10 protein-coding genes are annotated in these 13,895 nt (G+C 70.1%); 1 reads left to right on the forward strand and 9 read right to left on the reverse strand.

Features of this window, described 5'->3' with window-relative positions; genetic code table 11:
* Positions 1-16: 16 nt before the first annotated feature.
* The 5 genes from BJ991_RS16150 to BJ991_RS16170 form a co-directional block, all read right to left on the reverse strand.
* Entirely contained in the window at positions 17-1,102 is a 1,086-nt protein-coding gene (locus BJ991_RS16150) for a glycoside hydrolase family 130 protein (RefSeq protein ID WP_179491672.1), read from the reverse strand.
* Positions 1,099-1,938, reverse strand: coding sequence for a carbohydrate ABC transporter permease (locus BJ991_RS16155; protein ID WP_179491674.1), 840 nt, complete (start codon positions 1,936-1,938; stop codon positions 1,099-1,101). Before BJ991_RS16155 ends, BJ991_RS16150 begins: the two co-directional genes overlap by 4 nt.
* Positions 1,935-2,864: a carbohydrate ABC transporter permease gene (locus BJ991_RS16160; RefSeq protein ID WP_246301119.1), complete on the reverse strand. Its 930-nt coding sequence runs from the start codon at positions 2,862-2,864 to the stop codon at positions 1,935-1,937. The genes BJ991_RS16155 and BJ991_RS16160 overlap by 4 nt, the downstream gene beginning before the upstream one ends.
* Positions 2,865-2,943: 79 nt before the next feature.
* The gene (locus BJ991_RS16165; protein ID WP_179491678.1) at positions 2,944-4,233 is read right to left on the reverse strand and encodes an extracellular solute-binding protein; all 1,290 of its coding nucleotides are present in this window, start codon (positions 4,231-4,233) and stop codon (positions 2,944-2,946) included.
* A 24-nt stretch (positions 4,234-4,257) separates the two neighbouring features.
* The gene (locus BJ991_RS16170) at positions 4,258-5,310 is read right to left on the reverse strand and encodes a LacI family DNA-binding transcriptional regulator (RefSeq protein ID WP_179491679.1); all 1,053 of its coding nucleotides are present in this window, start codon (positions 5,308-5,310) and stop codon (positions 4,258-4,260) included.
* Between the two features lie 171 nt (positions 5,311-5,481).
* Between BJ991_RS16170 and BJ991_RS16175 the strand changes: the two genes are divergently transcribed.
* Positions 5,482-6,909, forward strand: coding sequence for an FAD-dependent oxidoreductase (locus BJ991_RS16175; protein WP_179491681.1), 1,428 nt, complete (start codon positions 5,482-5,484; stop codon positions 6,907-6,909).
* A 4-nt stretch (positions 6,910-6,913) separates the two neighbouring features.
* On the opposite strand, the gene BJ991_RS16180 is transcribed toward BJ991_RS16175, so the two are convergent.
* The 4 genes from BJ991_RS16180 to BJ991_RS16195 all read right to left on the reverse strand — a co-directional run bounded on the left by BJ991_RS16180 (position 6,914) and on the right by BJ991_RS16195 (position 13,891).
* A complete protein-coding gene (locus tag BJ991_RS16180) occupies positions 6,914-8,611 on the reverse strand; it encodes an ABC transporter substrate-binding protein (RefSeq protein WP_179492902.1) in 1,698 nt (565 codons plus the stop codon).
* 10 nt (positions 8,612-8,621) lie between these two features.
* Positions 8,622-8,843 (reverse strand): hypothetical protein, encoded by a 222-nt coding sequence (locus BJ991_RS16185; protein ID WP_179491683.1) that lies wholly within the window; start codon positions 8,841-8,843, stop codon positions 8,622-8,624.
* Positions 8,844-8,950: 107 nt separating this feature from the next.
* Positions 8,951-9,244 carry a WXG100 family type VII secretion target gene (locus BJ991_RS16190; RefSeq protein ID WP_246301120.1) on the reverse strand — a complete coding sequence of 98 codons (294 nt, stop codon included), beginning with the start codon at positions 9,242-9,244 and terminating at the stop codon, positions 8,951-8,953.
* Between the two features lie 93 nt (positions 9,245-9,337).
* Positions 9,338-13,891: a type VII secretion EssC family protein gene (locus BJ991_RS16195; RefSeq protein ID WP_179491685.1), complete on the reverse strand. Its 4,554-nt coding sequence runs from the start codon at positions 13,889-13,891 to the stop codon at positions 9,338-9,340.
* Positions 13,892-13,895 lie beyond the last annotated feature (4 nt).

Below are 13,895 nucleotides of genomic sequence, written 5' to 3' on the forward strand. Positions count from 1 at the left end.
GTTCCTTCGTTCAGGTTCAGGACGCGTCGGCCGCGCCCGTGTCGGTGCGTGTGAGCTCGGCGACGCCGATCTTCGAATCGGCCATGCCGTAGAAGACGAACGTGCGGTCCTCGATGCGCTCGATCGCGGTCGGGAAGACGACGTTCGGCACGATGCCGCTGCGCTCGTCCTCGGTCTCCGGGGCGAGCAGCGGCTCGGGCGTGCGGGCGATGACGCGCCACGGCTCGTCGGCGTCGAGCAGGAGCGCTCCGGCCGCGTAGTTCACGCGCTGCTGCTGGGAGAACGCGCTGTCGATCACTCCCGTGACGCCGTGGTGCAGCACGAGCCAGCCCTCGGGCACGCGCATGGGCGGCGGTCCCCCTCCGACCTTGAGCTCCTCGAACGGGAACTCAGGCCCCGCGACGAAGCGGTGCTGCTCCCACAGGGTGAGCGCCGTGATGTCGGCGGAGACGGCCGCGAGCGGCACGAAGCTGATCCAGATCGACTGGCGCGTGTCTTCGACCCCGGCGGGGACGCGGATGCCCTGACCGGGCTTCGTCTCGCCGAGGTCCCACATCGGCCGGTGCAGCACCGCGAGCGCTGTCGTGCCGTCGGGCGCCGTCACCGGCTCGGGGAAGAACACCGTGTCCTTGTTGTGGAAGAGGTTGAGGTCCATGTCAAGCGCGTCGTCGTAGCGGAAGAGCGCGGGACCCAGCCGTCGCCACGAGCGCAGGTCGTCCGACACCGCGAGCGCGGTGCGCGGGCCGAGCGGCCCGTACGCGACGTATGTCATGACGTGCGTGCCCAGCGCGGGGATGAACGTCACGCGCGGATCCTCGACGCCGGCGTTGTCGGCACCCCGCTCCCACCCGCGATCGGGCTCGAGCACGACGCCCCTCCGTTCCACGCCAACCGGTGCGCCGTCCTCGACGACCACGCGAGCGAGGCCGACGCGCGACACGTTGCCCGCCGCGACGAGCCGCGGCAGGAGGTAGAGCTCACCGTCCGGACCGCGGCCCGACGCGGGGTTGAGCACCCCCTCGGCCTCGTTCGGGTCGTCGGGATCGGGCGTCATGACGACGCCGACCCGTGTGAGCCGGTAGGGCACGGATGCCGCGCTCATCCCTTCACCCCCGATCCGAGCTCGTTCGAGGTGAAGTACCTCTGGAAGATGATGAAGAGCGTGACCGCCGGAATCGCCAGCACGACGGCGCCTGCCATCATCGCTCCGAAGGGATTCGCGGTGGACGCCGCGATGTTGGTGATGAAGTTCGCCAGCGAGACCGCGAGCGGTTGCATGGACGCCTCCTTCGTGATGAGGAAGGGCCAGAGGAACTCGTTCCACGGGCCGATGAACGTGAGCAGGACGGCCGTCAGCAGTGCGGGTCGCACAAGCGGAAGCGCGACGCTCCACAGGATGCGGAACTCCCCCGCGCCGTCGATGCGGGCCGCCGAGAAGAGGTCCTTCGGCAGCTGCAGGAAGTACTGACGGAACAGCACGACCGCCGTCGAGTTGATGAAGAACGGCAGGATCATGCCGACGTAGGTGTCGGACATGCCGTAGTCGCGCGCGATCATGACGTACAGCGGGATCATGAGCAGCTGGAACGGCACGACCTGCACGAGCAGGGCGAGGGCGAACGTCGCTCCGCGGCCGCGCCAGTGCAGCACCGCGAGCGCGTAGCCGGCGAGCACGCCGAACACGATCGTGCCGAGCACCACGCCGCCGGCGAAGATGCCCGAGTTGACGAGCCCCTGCAGCAGGTTGATGCGCTCGTTGATCGCGACGTAGTTCTCGATCGTGAGGTTCTCAGGGTTCGGGAATGCGCCGGCCGGGGTCGGATCGACATTCGTCTGCAGCGAGCCGACGACCATGTAGTAGAAGGGGAACAGGAACGCCAGCGCGCCCAGGCCCAGCACGATGTAGAGCGTGATCTTGCTCCCGAGGATGCGCCTCATGACTCCTCACCTCCCACGAGCCGCCGCTGCAGTGCGGCGATGATGAGCACGAAGATGATCAGGATCACGCCGATCGCCGCGGCGACGTCGGGGTTCCCCTGCTCGATGCCCCTCTGGTAGATCAGCAGCACGGGGCTCGCGGACGCGCCGTTCGGCCCGCCGCCGCCGGTCAGCAGGTACGGCTCGGTGAACAGGTTCGCACCCGTGATCGTCGCCAGCAGCACGACCAGCAGCGTCGCCGGCCGCACGCCCGGCACGGTGACCGTGAAGAACTGACGGATGCGCCCGCCCCCGTCCATCGACACGGACTCGTACAGCTCCCGCGGCACGTTCTGCAGCGCCGCGAGGTAGAGCAGGATGTAGAACCCGAGTCCCTTCCACGTCACGAACAGGGCGATGGTGGGCATGGCGAGCGCCGAGTTGATGAGCCACGAGGGGCTGGGCGCGAGCGGTCCGAGGATCTGGTTCACGAGCCCGTTCTGCGAGAACAGGAACAGCCACACCGCGACCACCGCGACCGACGCCGTCACGTACGGAACGTAGTAACTCACCCGGAAGAACGTGCGTGCGTGCACGATGCGATCCAGCGCCGTCGCCAGGATGATCGACAGCACGACGGTGAGCGGAACGTTGATGATGAGGAACACGCCCACATTGCGGAACGACTGCCACACCTTGGGGTCGTTGATCACCGCGACGTAGTTGTCGAAGCCGACGAACGGCCGGTCGACGTCGGCGCCCGGTGCCGCGAAGAAGTAGTCCTGGAAGGACATCCACACGGCGAACACGATCGGCCACGCGAACACCAGGATCACGAAGGCGATGTACGGCGCCGAGAACAGGAGTCCGTGGGGCTGCGCGCCGAGGATGCGCGTCAGACCGCGACGGGGCTTCCCGCTCGGCTCGCCGCCGCGCGATGCGGGCATCCCGGGTGGGCCGCCGCCGGCCGGCCGGGCGGAGGAGTCCCCCGTCCGACGGGCGGCGCCCGCGACATCCGCGCTCATGTCAGCCCTGCGCGACCAGCTCGTCGATCCGGCCGGCCGTGTCGGTCAGGAACTCGTCGACGGGCACCTCGCCGAAGATGACCGACTCGGAGTATCCGTCGCGGAAGGTCTGCCACACCTCGACCGAGTTCGGCACGTTCGGCACCTCGACGGTGCGCGACGCCTGGTCGCCGAACTGCTCGTAGGCGGGGTTCGCCTCGAAGTAGTCCGGGAACGTCTCGGTGAGGTTCTGCCGCAGCGGCATCTGTCCCGTCGTCTCGAGCCAGATGCCGTCCTGCTCCTCGCTCGTCGCGAACTTCAGGACGTCCCATGCGGTCGCCTTGTTCTCGCACGCGGTGAACAGGCCGATGTTCTTCGCATCGCTGAAGGTGTACGTCTCGTCCGGGGCCGTACCCTGCTCCGTCGGAACGGGGACGGCACCCCACTCGACCGCGTCGCCGTAGACGGCGATGGCCCACGGGCCGACGATCGCCATCGCGGCGTAGCCGTCGGCGAACGCGTCGCCCTGGTACTGCTCCTGCCCCGCGAGCTGCTCTTCGTAGAGCGTGCGCCAGAACTCGGCGACGGCGCCGCCGTCGTCGCTGTCGAACGTCGCCTGGCCGTCCTCCACGAGCAGCGTGCCGCCGGTCTGCGCGGCGTACAGCGGGTAGAAGTCGAACCACGACTGGAAGAACTCGCTCGTCGGCGCCGGGTTGATCGCGTACTGCGCGACACCCGCCTCCTTGAGCGTGCGAGCCGTCTCGAGGAACTCGTCGTAGGTCGACAGCGACGGGTTCTCGGGGTCGAGGCCCGCGTCGGCGAACATCGTCTTGTTGTAGAAGATCATCACCGGGTTGGCCTTCCACGGCATCTGGTAGAAGCCGCCGTCCTCCGAGCGGTACTGCTCGGCGACGTCGCCGCTGCGCTCGAGGATGTAGTCGTCGCCGTCGGGGAAGTCGGAGAGGTTCACGAGCCCGCCCTGCTTCTGGAACTGCGGGACGGCCGCCGGGGACGTGTTGAACACGAGACAGGGCGCGTTGCCCGCCGTGATGGCGGCGCCGATGACCTCTTCGCTCGACGCGCCCGCAGGGATCTCCTGAGCCCTGATCTGCTCGTCGGGATGATCGGCGTTCCAGGCCTCCACCATCTGCTCGCCCCATTCGATCTCGGCCTCGTTGTTGGAGTACCAGATGGTGATGTCGCCGCGGGCCTCCATGTCTTCGCCGCCCCCGCCGCCTCCGCCTCCGCCGCACGCGGTGAGGACGAGGGCGGCCGCGGCCGCTCCTGCCGCCGTGATGATGACGCGTCTCATGTTCTGCTCCTTCTCCGGTGTGGTTCAGACTGTCGAGCCGCGCGAACGACGCGGTCGACGTGGGGCCGGCCCCGTGGATTCGCGCACCACGAGGGTCGGTTCGTCCAGGTCGAGGTGCGTCGCAGGCGTACCGGCGAGCGCCTCGAGAAGGGTTCGCGCCGCGACGGCGCCCCACGCGCGCGCGTCGGTGGCGACCGACGTCAGCGCGGGGTGCAGATGGCGACCGAGATCGGTGTCGTCGAAGCCTGTGATCGACAGGTCTCGCGGCACGGTGAGGCCGAGGCGCTGCGCGATGCCGAGTCCCGCGACGGCCATGTGGTCGTTCGAGTACACGATCGCCGTCGGCGGGGCGTCGCCTTCGAGCAGGGCACGGGTCGCGGCAGCGCCCTCTGCGGCGCTGAAGTCCGTCGTCAGGACGCGACCGCGCATGCCGTGCGCCTCCGCCGTCTCGACGAACGCCCGCGCGCGGCGCGACGCGTGGAGCATCTCCTCGGGTCCGGCCACGTGCGCGATGTCGCGGTGGCCGAGCTCGGCGAGATGCTCGACGGCGTGTCGGATGCCGGCGCCGTCGTCGACCGACACCGAGGAGAACGGGCTGGCGAGGTCGGGCACGCCGAGCGTCACCGCAGCGAGGCCGAGCTCCTCGACCAGGCCGACGCGCGCATCGGCGACCCGCAGGTCGGTGAGGATCACGCCGTCGACGCGCTTGTCATGGGCGAGGTTCCGGTAGGTCTGCTCTTCGTGGCGCCCGGGAGTCACGGCCGCGAGCACGAGGACCTGGCCCGAGGTGGAGAGGACGTCTTCGAGCCCCGCGATGAACGACGGGAAGAACGGATCGGCGGCGATGACGTCGGGGCTGCGACCGATCACGAGCCCGCACGCGAAGGACCGGCCGACGCTGAGCGACCGCGCGCGCAGGCTCGGACTCCAGCCCAGCTCGCGCGCCGCGTCGAGGATGCGCTCGCGGCTCGCGGGCGAGACGCCCGGCCTGCCGTTCAACGCGAACGAGACGAGCCCCTTGCTGACGCCCGCGCGGCGCGCGACGTCGGCGATCGTGGGACGCGATGTCTCGGCCATCTCACTCCTTCGTGACTCCAGCCAGAGAGCTCCTGCGCTCAGAGGCACCCTAAACCGGTTTAGGCTGCTGCCGCCACCCCCTTGCGTGATCCCGCGAGTCGGGTGTATTGGCGCACCCGAAATGGGGCGTGCCCGTCCTCGCCTCCTTCCGGAATCGCTAGCGTGGGCCGGGTGAGCGAGCGCGAGTATGACCTCATCGTGATCGGAGCCGGCGTCGCCGGCGAGAACGTGGCCGACCGGGCCACCCAGGGCGGGCTGCGATCGGTCATCGTCGAAGCCGAGCTCGTCGGCGGCGACTGCTCGTACTGGGCGTGCATGCCCTCGAAGGGGCTGCTGCGAAGTCACGCCGCCGTGCGCGCCGCGCGCGCGGTCGACGGCGCGAAGCAGGCGGTCACGGGAGACGTCGATGTCGCCGCGACCCTCGCCCGACGCGACACGATCGTGCACGACTGGGACGACGCGTCGCAGGTGAAGTGGCTCGACTCCGCCGGTATCGACCTCGTTCGCGGGCACGCGCGGTTCGCTGGGCCGAGGCGGGTCGCAGTGACAGGCTCCGAGGGCGAGACGACGCTCACGGCGCGGCACGCCGTCGCGATCGCGACCGGGTCGGCCGCGCTCCTCCCCGACATCCCCGGGCTGCGCGACATCGAGCCCTGGACGAGCCGAGACGCGACGAGCGTGCGCGATGTGCCGGCGAGCCTCGCGATCCTCGGCGGGGGAACGGTCGCGACCGAGATGGCGACTCTCTTCGCGGGCTTCGGCACCGCCGTGACGATGGTCGTGCGGTCACGGCTCCTCGGCGCCATGGAGCCGTTCGCCGGCGAGCTGGTGCAGGAGTCGCTCGAGGCATCCGGCGTGACCGTGCTCGCGGGAGTCGAGGTGACAGGCGCTCGTCGCGCCGGAGGGCATAAGGAGCTCGACCTGTCGGACGGCACGCGGGTCCAGGCCGAGCAGGTTCTCGTGGCGACGGGACGGATGCCGCGCACCGCGGACCTCGGACTCGAGGCGCTCGACCTCGGCATCACCGACGGCGACTGGCTCGACGTCGACGACACGCTCCTCGTGCGCGGCACCGACTGGCTCTACGGCGTCGGCGACGTGAACCATCGCGCGCTGCTCACCCACCAGGCGAAGTACCAGGCACGCGCGGCGGGAGACGTGATCGCGGCGCGAGCCACCGGCAAGCGCGTCGACGACCGCCCGTGGGGCGTGCACGTCGCGACCGCCGACCGCGACCACGTGCCGCAGGTGACGTTCACCGACCCGGAGGTGGCCTCGGTCGGGCTCACGGAAGCCGCCGCGCGGAAGGCGGGGCGCAGCATCCGGGTTCTCGACTACGACCTGTCGTGGCTGGCCGGTGCGACGACCTACGCCGACGGCTACCGCGGCACGGCGCGCGCGATCGTCGACACCGCGCGTGGCGTGCTCATCGGAGCGACGTTCGTGGGGCCGGATGTCGCCGAGCTGCTGCAGTCCGCGACGATCGCGATCGTCGGCGAGGTGCCCCTCGACCGGCTGTGGCACGCGGTGCCCGCCTACCCCACCGTGGGCGAGGTGTGGCTGCGCTGGCTCGAGGAGTACGGGCGCCCCACGACCTGAGTCGTCAGGGGGCGACGGCCCACTGCGCGACGGAGTGGGTCAGCGACGCGTCCGCACCGTTCCGCGCCGTCACGCCCGTCACGTCACGGTCGAGGATGGTCAGTCGCGGGTTCGCGGCGAACGGCCGGGCGACGGCCGCGCGCACGAGCGTCGCCTCGACCTGCGCCAGCACCTCCCTCGCCTCGTACACGTCGACGGTCTGGGCGAGCTGTGCGATGAGCGCATCGCGCTCCGGGTCGGCGAGCGCGAGGAGGGAGGCATCCCCCTCGCTGCCCCACTGCGCGGCGACGTCCGCCGGAGTCTGCGGGATCGGGATCCGGACGATCGCCGCGTTCCAGCCGCCCTGATCGAGAGCCGCCCCGACGTCGTCGCTGCCGCAGTCCGCCACGCTCCACCCCGCCGCCTGCGCAGCGTCGCGCAGCGCGGCGAAGGCGCCGGCCGCGAACTCGGTGCTCCGCTCGTAGAGCACGCACACCGTCGAGCCCGCCGCGACCCCGGCGGCCTCTCGCTCGAGGACGGGATCGTCGGCCTTGCCGAGGGCGACCGCGAACCCGGAGTCTTCGCTCACGACCTCGTACGCGCGAGAGCCCGGTGCGGAAAGCAGCGATGTCGTCGCCGTGTAGGCCGAGGACCACACGCCGGCGCCGCGATCCACCAGATCGGAGGAGGGCACCATCCGCAAGAAGGCGGCACGCGCCGCCGCGTCGGCGAAGACGCCCGTCGGTTCGAGCAGGACGGTCCACACCGTGCCGTCGTGCGTGGTCTGCACCGTGTGGTCTCTCCGTTCCAGCTCCTTGATCGGCGCGGCATGGGAAGCGGTCGGGCCGACCTGCACGATGTCCAGGCTGCCGCCGATCGCCGCCACGGGCTCGGCCCCGGCGGGGACCAGGTCGATCTGCGCGACCTGCGGAGTCGCCGCGCCCCGGTACGACGGATCGGCCACCAGCGTGACCGTCTGCCCCTCGTCGGCGGCATCGACCTGGTCGAGTCGGAACGGTCCGCTGGAGACCAGCAGATCGGGGGCGATGCGGGAACCACCCTCGGGGATCGTGAAGGCGTTTCTCCACACATCCGCGATCGCGGCGAGAGCCGCGGCATCCGCCTCCTGGACCGCACGGATGACCGCCTGCTTCGCCTCCATGTCGTCGTCCAGCCCGAACGCCCGCTTCCCCACGATGTGCGCGGCGACCGGGACGGTGATCGCGCTCTGCCACGTGTTCGTCGGATGCGCGAACGTCACGTCGATCGAACGACCGAACTCGTCCACCGTCGGCACCGGTGCCGCCTCCGGCTCGCCGTCGCCGACGTCGTCCGCCCCGGACGCGAAGTACCCGGCCGATGCCGCCCACCCGAGCAGGAGGTCGGCCGCGTCGAGCGGGATGCCGTCCGACCAGCTCGGCTCGCCGAGGTCGTAACGCACGGTGAAGGGCTCCTCGCGGACGATCGCGACCGTGCCGAAGCTCTCGTCCGAGACGAAGTCGCCGTCCACGATGTCGCCGAAGTCGGCACGGATCGCCTGCGCGATCTGCAGATTCCCCGCGGTCGGCGCGGCGGCCGCGTTCAGGGAGGTGAGCTCCGCGTTCCACCCCACCGCGATCCTCGTGCCCACGACGACCGTGCTGGGAAGAGCGGGTGCGCATCCGGCGAGGACGGCGACGACGAGCGCGAGGACGACTGCCGCGACGCGGCGGTGGACCGTCATCGGCACGCAATCAAAGGTCGGCGTCGTCGCCGCCCTCGGCGGCCAACTGACGGAAGGGCTCGCTCTGTTCGCTCTCGAGCCACGCGCGCGCGTACTCGACCAGCACCGCCGGCGACTCCTCGGCCTCCTCCGCGGTGGCGAACGGTCCGATCGTGTCTTCGGACGGCCGTTCGTCGGCGCGCTGCACCGACTGCGTCGACAGGTTGTACCAGTAGGTCTGCCCTGGGGTCATCCGCTCGCTGCTCCGTTCGTCTCAGACATCCTCACAAGCCTCTCATCATGCGAAGAGGTCGTGGTGCCGGTTCCGTCGGCACCACGACCTCTGCACGTCTCGAGAGTTCAGCCGCCGGCGAGCTCCGCGTCCTTGTCGCGGATCGAGTCAGCCATGCGGTCGAGCGCCTGCGCCATGTCGTTGACAGCCTCCGACGCGTCGTCGAGGGAGCTCGTCAGCTCCGAGTACGCGGTCGAGTAGGCCTCGGACGCGTTCTCGGTCTTGAAGCCGTCCTGCACGAGGTCGTCGATGACTCCCTGAAGCTCCTTCAGCGTGTCGGTGATGCTCTGGCGTCCGTCACGCAGTCGCTGCGCCGCGCTCTCCATCTCGCTGTACGTTGCACCGAAATCGTGTCCGGCCATGAAACCCGCCTCCCAGCGTTCGTCATATTCAGGCCGTTTCGGCCTTACCTCGTCGAGGCTAGCGAACGGGGCAGGCACCGCCCATGGGGAGAACTACCCATGGGCTCCCGCCGGCTCGGCGACCGGTCTCGGCGCGCCGCTGCCGGCGGGTTCGGCGACGAACGGGACCTGCATCGTGACGGCACGACCGGCCTGCACGAAGATCCCTCGCCCGACCGGGAAGTCCGACCGCTTGACGCGACCGAACGTGACCTTGAACAGCGCTTCGCCGTCGTACGTGTCGGGCTTGAGCACGATTCCCTGCCGGCCGGTCTTCCACTCTCCGAGGACGCCGATGCTTCCACTGGCACGCGTGATCTCCGCCTCGCCGATCAGCATGTGCTCGCTGTTGTTCATCGCCTGCAGCAGCCCGCGCATCGGGCGATCGGCCGGGCCGTCCGCCAGGTGGGGAATGTCTTCGATGACGATCAGGATGCGGCTGCCGGGAGCGTCGCTGACCACCAGCTCTGCCAGCTCCGTCGCCAGTTCCTTCTCGTCCTCGGGCTTGGTAGCGCTTCGCACCCACGGGCGGAAGTCCTTGAGCTCCGCACGCCGGCTGCCGAAGTGGTACAGCCGCAGGTCGGGGTCGAAGCGCTCCATCGCGACGATGAGCGCCTTGAGCGCGTTCGTGCGGCCTGACTGCGGCGGACCCGAGATCACGAACGATCCCACCGGCTCGAATCCGCGTGGCGCGAGGGTGTCGTCGGCGATGCCGAACACCGGCATCCCGTCCACCCGCGCCGGCATCTCCGCCGTCCGGACCGACGTGGGAAGGGCGCCGATCTCGGGGAGGTCCCGGACGCCGATCTCCCGAAGACGGTCGCCGAGCGCGGCGAGGGCCTTGGTCTGCTCGACCACGTTGGACGTGCCGCCGAGCACGGCGATCTGCGCCTCGTGACCGTCGATGACGGCACGGCCGGGCGCTGACTGCTCGTCGAGCACGTCGCGGGGCGCGCCCAGCAGCATGTACTGGGCGTTGTCGCCCATCCGCAGCACGACGCGCCGGGAGATGTTCGCTGCCACCGCGCTCGGCACGGCATTGCCGCGGTCCGCGGTGATGACCGTGTGCACGCCCAGGGTGCGCCCCTCGCCGAGGATCCGCATGAAGATCCGGTAGAAGGGACCCCGGCCCGGAGCGACCTCCCAGTCCTTCTTGAACTCCGGATAGTTGTCGATGAGCACGAGGATGCGCGGCATGGCTGGATCGACCAGCTCGCGGTACTCGTGCACGGACGCGGCGCTCGCCGCCGAGAAGGCCGCCGCCCGACGGTCCAGCTCCTTGTCGAGGGTGCGCAGCAGGCGCTGGATGCGCTCGACGTCGGCGCCGTCGACGACCGACCCCACGTGCGGGAGCGCGGCCAGGGCGCCCAGCGCGCCGGACGCGAAGTCGAGGCAGTACACCTGCACACGACCGCGGTCGGGTCGCATGCCTGCCGCGGTGGCGATCGTCTTGAGTACGGTGGACTTGCCTGAGCCCGACGTTCCGTAGACCACGAGAGATCCGTCCCGGTCGGGAACGAAGACCGCCTGCGCCTGCTGCTGCTTCTCGGGCACGTCCATGAGCGCGATCGGGATGCGGGTGTCGCCGTCGTTCGGCAGATCCCTCAGGTCGATCAGCGGCGACAGCTCGTCCAGCCACGGACGACGCGGTCGGGGAAGCGCCGCCAGCTCGCTCGCCCGGACGAGGGTCGAGACGATGCGCCTCTGGTCGTTCGGCCCGAGGAGCTCCTCGTGCGCATCCGACTCAGGCGGCCGGTCGGGTTCCCACTCGCCCGTGGCGCCGAATCGGAGCTCCGCGACGCGGACCTCGGCGGCGGCGCTGTCGTCGTCGTCCGTCCATCCGCCGGTGTACGCGGCCTGGAAGGGAACCAGACGCCCGGGACCGATCTTGGCGATCGCGCGGCCCGGAATCGTGGGCGCGAAGCTCGCCGCGATGGGATCGTCGACGACGTCGCGCGAATCGGACTCGTCGGCCATGCGCAGCGCGATGCGCAGGTTGGTGTTCGCCCGGAGGTTGTCCTTGATGACGCCGGCCGGTCGCTGCGTCGCCATGATCAGGTGGATTCCGAGGGACCGGCCTCGCTGGGCGATGTCGACGACGCCGTCGACGAACTCCGGCATCTCGGAGGCCAGTGCGGCGAACTCATCGATCACCAGAACGAGCGACGGAGGGCACTCCGGGTCCTGCCGCTTCTCCAGCTCGAGGAGGTCCTTCGCCTTCTTGCGGTTGAGCAGATGCTCGCGGCGCTGCAGCTCGGCGCGGAGGCTCGTCAGAGCGCGACTCACGAGGTGCGGACTGAGGTCGGTGACCAATCCGACGCAATGTGGCAGGTCGACGCAGTCGGCGAAGGCCGATCCGCCCTTGTAGTCGACGAACAGGAAGGTGACCCGATCGGGGCTGTGGGCCGCGGCCATGCCGAGCACCCACGCCTGCAGGAACTCCGACTTCCCCGCACCGGTCGTGCCGCCCACGAGCGCGTGCGGACCGTGCGTGCGCAGATCCAGCGCCATCGCGTCGCTCACGCCCTGCCCGACGATCGCCCGCAGAGTGCCCGCCTTCTTCAGCCGCGGCCGCGGAGCGGGGGATCGATCGACGATCGTGTTGTTCTGCCGCCACCGTTCGATCACGACGCTCGGGTCCTCGGCGATCGCCCGGTCCACCAACTGCAGGAACATCACCGAGTTCGGGATGTCGGATGCGTCGTGGACGACCGTGCTCGCGTCCACGACCGGGGCGAGCCGTCGCGCGAACATCTGCATGTACGCGTTCGACACGCCTTCCACCCGCACGGAGTCGAAGTGCTGGCCGGTGCGCACCTGGCCCACGCGCGCCTCATCCAGGCTGCTCGTGAGCTCGATGTAGCTGCGGCACACGGCGGGGAGCGACTCGACGGTGGGCGCGACGAACACCGCGTGGACGCCGTGGTCGGCTCCGCGCTCGAGCACGTCGGTGAGGCGACCGCGATCCACGGGGGCGTCGCCGGTCACGAAGACGATCACCGACACCTGCGGGGCTTTCTGCCGCTCGGTGGCCGCACGCGCGACATCCGTGCCGTAGACCAGGGGGTTCCAGTCCTCCTTGAACGGTCCGCGCGGCTCGCCCTTGTCGGCGCGCGCCGCGGCACGGCTGACGTACTCCTCGAGCGAGTTCAGCAGCGAGGCGCTCGTCGGTGCGGAGTCGGCGAGCGCACCGTGTGCGAACGGGCTGCGCTCGCTCGAGGTGTGCGGCAGCCACTTGAGCCAGTCGAGCTCGGGCGTCCACGCCGAGTCGGCGAACGCGACGGCAACGAGGTCGTTCGGGGCGTGCAGGCCGAACAGCTGGACGGCGATGCCGCGCATCGTGTCGGCGACGAGCGCGCGCGGACCGGCGATCCCGATCGAGCCCGCGTCGGAGAGCGTGTCGAAAACCGGGACGTCGTCGACGAACTCGTAGCGCGCGCGCAGCCGCTCGATGCGCTCGATGAACTCGGGCAGCCCTTCAGGGGTGTCGGCGTCGTCGATGGCGTTCCGCGCCGGCAGCCGGCAGCTGCCCAACCGCACGGCGAGGTGGTTCCAGTGCTCCGGCCTCCTCGTCCACAGCATCGGGCCAAGTCGCATCGCCTGGTCGAACACTTCGGCGACCGGCGGGGCCTCGGCGTTGCGGGCGCGCTCCTCCTCCGGCTTGCCGCGGAAGAAGTCCTCCTCGAGCTGCTCGTACTGCCGCTCGAACAGGCCGTACTCGTGGTTCTCGCCCTTCTTGCTCTGCAGCGACTGATTGATGAGGTTGCCGAACGCCATGAGCGGTGTCATGACGATGATCAGCAACGACCGGGGGTTCTCGTTGATCGCGTACAGCGCGGCGCCCATGAGGATCGGCGCGATGAGGATCGGCCACGGGAAGAGCCTGCCGATCTTCTCGGTGGGGATCCGCGGGGGCTTGAAGCGGGTGCCCGGGTAGCGCACCTCGACTCGCGGACTGCGGTTGAAGAGGAGTCCCCCGCCTCGCTCGATGATCGGCTCCTCGGCCGCGGACCCGTCGAACGTGCGCGCGAAGACCAGCACGAGGGTCGTCGCGCCGATCACGAACGGCGTGCCCTCTTCGATCCGCACACGCTGCACCTGGACGCCGTCCACGAGAACGCCGTTGGCGGAGTTGAGGTCGACGACCTCGACGTGGGCACCGACCTCGAGACGCGCGTGGCGCTTGGACACCAGCGGGTCGGAGAGCACGATGTCGTTCCCCGGGTCGCGTCCCAGCGAGACGCGGCCGGCCGCGAGCGGGAACTCCTGGCCGGCGAGCGGACCCGTCGTCGCACGAAGCAGTCCGACGATGTCGCGGCGCGCCGTCGAGACGAAGCCAGGGCCGTAATTGATGACGGATGCGGCGAACCCCGAGCCGATCGGAGCCTCGCCGATCGGGATGTCGGGCTGCAGCGACACCATCCGCTCACCGGTCGGCGGCGCGACGGCGAGGGTCAGGACGTCGCCGTCCGTGAAGGGGATCGAGCGGGCCGGGTCGGCCTCGGCGATGTGGCGGGCCACGTCGCCCGCCGTCGCCGTGGAATCCGTGGTGATCACGATGTCGACGGGATCGCTCGTGTGGCGGTGCAGGGTCAGCTTCAGTCTCATGGAT

The sequence above is a fragment of the Microbacterium immunditiarum genome (genome assembly GCF_013409785.1).
Lineage (GTDB): Bacteria > Actinomycetota > Actinomycetes > Actinomycetales > Microbacteriaceae > Microbacterium > Microbacterium immunditiarum.

Coding starts and splice junctions, on each gene's coding strand:
- BJ991_RS16195 (WP_179491685.1), bottom strand. CDS start 13,891: ATGAGACTGAAGCTGACCCTGCACCGCCACACGAGCGATCCCGTCGAC.
- BJ991_RS16190 (WP_246301120.1), bottom strand. CDS start 9,244: ATGGCCGGACACGATTTCGGTGCAACGTACAGCGAGATGGAGAGCGCG.
- BJ991_RS16150 (WP_179491672.1), bottom strand. CDS start 1,102: ATGAGCGCGGCATCCGTGCCCTACCGGCTCACACGGGTCGGCGTCGTC.
- BJ991_RS16160 (WP_246301119.1), bottom strand. CDS start 2,864: ATGCCCGCATCGCGCGGCGGCGAGCCGAGCGGGAAGCCCCGTCGCGGT.
- BJ991_RS16165 (WP_179491678.1), bottom strand. CDS start 4,233: ATGAGACGCGTCATCATCACGGCGGCAGGAGCGGCCGCGGCCGCCCTC.
- BJ991_RS16170 (WP_179491679.1), bottom strand. CDS start 5,310: ATGGCCGAGACATCGCGTCCCACGATCGCCGACGTCGCGCGCCGCGCG.
- BJ991_RS16155 (WP_179491674.1), bottom strand. CDS start 1,938: ATGAGGCGCATCCTCGGGAGCAAGATCACGCTCTACATCGTGCTGGGC.
- BJ991_RS16185 (WP_179491683.1), bottom strand. CDS start 8,843: ATGACCCCAGGGCAGACCTACTGGTACAACCTGTCGACGCAGTCGGTG.
- BJ991_RS16180 (WP_179492902.1), bottom strand. CDS start 8,611: ATGACGGTCCACCGCCGCGTCGCGGCAGTCGTCCTCGCGCTCGTCGTC.